Raw genomic sequence first — 5,360 nt, 5'->3', positions numbered from 1 at the left:
TGTTTTAGGAGTTCCTGTGAGTCCAATGGTAGCTCCCATCCAAAAATTGGCTGCTTAAACTCAAGAAATGAGAGGTTGCTAAAAAATTAGAGGCTGAATCATTACGAATAATGACACAGCCCCTTTTATTTTGTTCTGTTATAAGTTCAGATTGGTCATTAGGAGTCATATACTAATGACTATCATCATACTGCTTATGGCTTGCTACTAAATGATGGTAGCCGTATAGAAATCATACCAGCCATTTTGGAGTGTTGATACAAATGCCTGTATGGCTCTGAATATTCGAGATAACCCATATCTGATATTCTAAAGACATATTTGAGACAAAGATTGATAAGAGACTCTTGCTAATCTTTTTTCTTGTTGTTATTATTTGTTGGGCAGGATGAGCATCCACTGCATCCACACCCTGATTCATCGCCGGGCTTTCGCCTAATCCATTTGACTATTTTATAGATTAGATAGATTGCTACAAGTGCTCCTATCGTGTATATGAGTATGTCTTGCCACATAGGCGCTATTCTTTGAAATAAATTCTTTTTACTCTTGTTGAAAGGACTGCCAACAACTCATAAGGTATAGTACCTACCCATGAGGACAAATCTTCGATCGTCAACCTTGGATCGCCAAATAGTGTTACCTTCTGTCCCTCTGTCACATTGGGAACATCCGTGACATCTACCATACAGGTGTCCATACATATATTGCCTATCGTCGGGCATAGATGGTCTCCAATCAATACTTTTCCTACACCTCTACCCAACTGCCTTCTGTATCCATCTGCATAGCCTATTGGCAAGATCGCAATTTTGACAGGCTTGTCATGGACTCCAAGACATCCGTAGCCAATGGGTTCTCCCGCAGGAATATCTTTTACTTGTAAAATTGTGGAGCGAAGCTTAATGACAGTTTCCAGTCCCTCTATCTTATTCGGACTGCATCCGTACATACCGATGCCAAGTCTTACCATATCGAACTGATATTCGGAAAATCTCTCAATACCGGCTGTATTGAGTATGTGCATAAGCGGCTTATATGGAAGATAACTCTGTAGCTCTTTTGATGCTTTCTCAAATTTATGAATCTGGTTGTGTGTAAACTCGTCCAATGATGGATCATCTGCAGCAGCCAAATGAGAAAATACTGACATGGCTCTAACTTCCGGATGTGCAGCTAAAATCTTACCAAGCTTAGGAATATCGTCAGGACCAAAACCAAGTCTGTGCATTCCGCTATCTATCTTTATATGGATAGGGTAAGCATGTTGTCCGGTCGCGGCTGCACGTCCTATAATTTCATTCAAAATACCAAAGCTGAATATTTCCGGCTCGAGTCTGTAGTCGAAAAGCATCCTCCATGTTGAACGCTCGGGATTCATAACCATGATAGGCAAATCAATATCTCTTTCCCTAAGCTCTTTTCCCTCATCTGCCAAGGCTACGGCCAGATAGTCGATATGGGTGGATTGAAGTGTCTTTGCCAGTTCGTAGGATCCTACTCCATATCCTTGTGCCTTGACCATACATACCATTTTGGTGGTAGGCTTAATCTTTGACTTATAAAATAAGGTGTTGTTTGCTATGGCTTGCAGATTAATCTCCAATGTCGTTTCATGAATTTGTCTCGAAAGCTTGTCACAAAGTTGCTCAAACTTAAATTGTCTGGCTCCTTTTAGCAGTATGCAAGAATTGGAAATCATATCCAGCACTTTGGACTCCATAAGATCCGGTGTAGATTCAAAAAAGTCTGTTTGTGGAATGTCTGCAAAGAGTTTTTTCCTTTTGCACAAATCTTTTCCAACACCGATAAATTGATCTATCTCACATTCTTTGAGAAGCTCTGCAACACTCTCATATAGGGTTTCTGGAAGGATGCCGCTTTCGAGTATGTCACTAAGAACAAGGACTTTGCGAGTGTCGGCCTTGCGTGCTCTTCTCTTTTGAAAATCCAGGGCAATCTCCAGGGCATTGAAGTCATTGTTGTATGAGTCATTTATGACGGTGTTGCCACTGTTCCCGCCTTTAAGCTCAAGGCGCATGGCAACCGGGTCGAGTTGCATAAAGCGCTCCTTTTTTGATAGAACTGCAGGTCTAAATTGTAAGATAACTGCTATACAATGGATAATATCTTCGATAGATGCCTTGTCAGTGAAGGGAACTTTAAGTGTTTGTTCCATTCCAAAATATCTAAACGAGATATCTGTTGTGTCTTCGTCAGAAACAATAGATTGAATAAAAAGTGGAGCAGAAGTGTCGATACGACTCCATCCGATACATCTGCCATCAAGACCGGCATTGCAAACTCCGGCACTAATTTGTTTGTCATCTGCGTTGTAAACAATGCAATCGGAATCTACAAAGAGATGGAGCTTTTCTTCTATTTTTTCGCTTAGCGTACTGAAGTTTTCTTGATGAGCCGATCCTATGCTGGTAATAACTCCGATAGTTGGTTTGATAATTCGCTCCAATGTTTCCATCTCACCGGGTTTTGATATTCCTGCTTCGAATATGCCAAGTTGGTCAGATGGTTTAAGGTTCCATACACTTAGAGGAACCCCAATTTGAGAGTTGTAGCTTCTGGGCGATCGGGTAATCTGAAGGTCGTCGCGTAGTAGTTGGTTTAGAAATTCTTTGACAATAGTTTTGCCATTGCTACCTGTGATACCGATGACCGGATTGTTAAATTTTTTGCGGTGTTCCCTTGCGATATCTTGCAAAGCTTTCAAGGTATCATCGACCCTGATGAAGTTGGCGTTGGGACATTTCTTTGCGAAGCCCGGAATAGGTTTTGAAATCAAAAAGTTGGTAATGCCCTTTTTGTATAATTCCTCAATGTACTTGTGTCCATCTCCATGGCGTGTACAAAGAGCAATAAAAAGCACATCTATTGGGTGAGTCAACGATCTTGAGTCAGTTAAAAGAGCCTGAATCTGACATTCATTTTTGATCAGGCTATCCTTAGCTTTCACTGACTTAATAATGGTCTTAATAGTTTCCATAATCTATTATTTATCTAACCTAAAGACAAAGGAAAGGATATTTCTTTTTCAAACAATGAGCACGAGCTTCAATTTCAGATAAATGTTTTTGCGCTTCTTCTGATCCTTCGTGCATAATGCGATGAGATTTCAATTTATTGTATGCTTCTACTTCTCTAAAAATAAGAAACGTTTCCTCATTGATATACTGATTGAGAAAACGTTGACATATGATTTCGATGGCCAAATCGGAAGGATGTTTCATATCTTGAGCATAATATCGATAGTCTCTCAATTCATCCATCATGATTTCAAACGAGGGGAAATATTCTATTCTTGATGGACATAATCCCGCCAAATAATCGCAAAGGAGTAGAAGTTTTGATTTACTTCGTGCATTTGCTACCAGTCCATCTCCCAAATGCCTTATAGGACTTACTGTCAAGATGACTTTTAGGTGGGGCTTATCTTCCATTATTTTGGTAAGGAGATTGCCCCATTCTGAGCACATATCATCTAAGGGTAAGTCTTCTTGACTAAACAGGCTTTGTGGTTGTTTATGACAGTTTCCTACTACGATACCTGTGGAAATTTGTCGGTAGACCCTGCTTGTACCAAAAGTTACAATCAGTCGATCGCATTGCTCATACATGTTTCTTGCTTCTTCCAACGATGTGTTTATCACATTGATGGTTTCTTCGATAGTTGTCTTGGAGAAGCTTCCGTGATGTAGCTCACTGTGGTACAATCCTCCAAAGTAAAACAACTCTTGAGCTCCAAATGGTTGTCCACTTTGCAATCGATCTAAACATCGTGCGATTGAGATTGGATTGTAAAGTGGACCAAAGGGATTATAAACGATGTGGAAGCGAAGTAACTTGAGGTATTCTGCAATATTTGAGCTAAAACACGAACCCAGCGAAAGCAATCTGTTATGGTAGCTTACGCCAAAATTGCTCTTAGGCAACTCTACAGGTGTGTTTAGTCTGATATTTCTCATTTGATATTTGGCATAGGTACTTTGCTATAAGGCCTATCTCCATCCAAAAAGCCGAGCACATTGTTGCACAGCTCCACAGCCATCTCAACTCTTGAGTCATATGTCTGAGTCCCGATATGAGGTGTCATGCAAACATTGTCCATCTCGAATAGCTGTTCGGTGGGTTGGTCGTTATGTTCGAAGACATCCAATCCGGCTGCAGCAATCTTTCCGGAGCTAAGGGCTTCAACAAGCGCAGCTTCGTCCACTACTGCTCCTCTTGAGGTGTTGATAAGGATTGCTGTAGGTTTCATGTTCCCAAATTCTTTGGCTCCAATATAGTGGTGCGTTTCTTTTGAATAGGGTGTGTGCAGGGAAATAACATCAGATCTCCTGATAAGTTCGTCCTTGTCAATATATTCAATGCCTAATCTGGACTCGTCAGTCGGGTCAAGTCTATGCCTTTTGTTGTAAAGAACTTTCATGCCAAAGGCTTTGCATCTTCTTGCCACGGCAGCACCAATATTGCCATACCCCAATATTCCAAGCGTCTTACCGTAGAGATTGACTCCAAGTCTTACAAGGCGTCCTCGTTCGATATTGTTCTTATGTTTCCTAAAATTGCTGTCCCATTCGCAGAGTCTTCGGGTACACCCCAAAAGCAAAGCCAGAGCAAGATCGGCAGTTGGCTCTACAACACTGTGAGGTGTGTTGCAAACGACGATATTGTGTTGTGCAGCTGCTATTAGGTCAATATTGTTGTAGCCGACAGCATAGTTTGCAATAAGCCGCAAATTTTTGCCTTGTTCGATGATTTCCCTATCTACCGGAATGTCAAACACCGGGCAGAGTACATCATAATCGGGTATAAGGTCCAAAATCTCTTCATGAGTAAAATCTCTTCCTTTTGGTGGAAAAGTCACTTCATGTTTCTGTTTTAATTCATCAAAGCCTTCGTTTACTGTGTCGAAAGCGACTAATATTTTTGCCATAATTGTCTACTTGTTTTGCACACATGTGACTATTGCAAAGGTAACAAGAAGATGGCATAAATACTATAGCTTTTGATAGGTTTGCACATATTGTGAAGTGCATTTTATTGTAGTGTTAAGTTGAAATTAATCATTGTGATATAAAAACTGTTGTATTATTGTCTTTTTGTATAACAATGATTGATCAAAGAGAGCCTAATATAGTCCTACCCAATTTGATTGGGACAAAAGGAAGAATGTTGTATTCTTTGGAGTAAAACAAAATGGGGTGTGTCATTTTTGTGAAGTGCCCCCCAAAAGTTGGACGTTAAATTAAACGTTATAATTGTCTATAATGAGCTCGGTATTTTACCGGGCTCATTCCTTTTAACCTCAGTTTTATTCTTTTATTGTTATACCATTCTATATA

5 protein-coding genes are annotated in these 5,360 nt (G+C 40.2%); all 5 read right to left on the bottom strand.

From position 1 onward, the window contains the following. Positions 1-350: 350 nt before the first annotated feature. Positions 351-515, bottom strand: coding sequence for a FeoB-associated Cys-rich membrane protein (locus tag ACFO3G_RS04015; protein ID WP_380078215.1), 165 nt, complete (start codon positions 513-515; stop codon positions 351-353). Between the two features lie 5 nt (positions 516-520). Then, positions 521-3,001: a bifunctional UDP-N-acetylmuramoyl-tripeptide:D-alanyl-D-alanine ligase/alanine racemase gene (locus tag ACFO3G_RS04010; protein WP_380078213.1), complete on the bottom strand. Its 2,481-nt coding sequence runs from the start codon at positions 2,999-3,001 to the stop codon at positions 521-523. Positions 3,002-3,020: 19 nt separating this feature from the next. Beyond that, positions 3,021-3,980: a GSCFA domain-containing protein gene (locus tag ACFO3G_RS04005; RefSeq protein ID WP_380078211.1), complete on the bottom strand. Its 960-nt coding sequence runs from the start codon at positions 3,978-3,980 to the stop codon at positions 3,021-3,023. Beyond that, complete coding sequence (locus tag ACFO3G_RS04000; protein WP_380078209.1) at positions 3,977-4,951, bottom strand: NAD(P)-dependent oxidoreductase; 975 nt, start codon at positions 4,949-4,951, stop codon at positions 3,977-3,979. The genes ACFO3G_RS04005 and ACFO3G_RS04000 overlap by 4 nt, the downstream gene beginning before the upstream one ends. A gap of 319 nt (positions 4,952-5,270) precedes the next feature. Continuing rightward, positions 5,271-5,357 (bottom strand): IS3 family transposase, encoded by an 87-nt coding sequence (locus tag ACFO3G_RS03995; RefSeq protein WP_380077071.1) that lies wholly within the window; start codon positions 5,355-5,357, stop codon positions 5,271-5,273. Positions 5,358-5,360 lie beyond the last annotated feature (3 nt).

Source organism: Falsiporphyromonas endometrii (genome assembly GCF_042654485.1).
GTDB lineage: Bacteria > Bacteroidota > Bacteroidia > Bacteroidales > Porphyromonadaceae > Porphyromonas > Porphyromonas endometrii.
The sequence above is the reverse complement of the archived record's forward strand: the minus strand, read 5'-3'. Positions and strand labels throughout refer to the sequence as shown.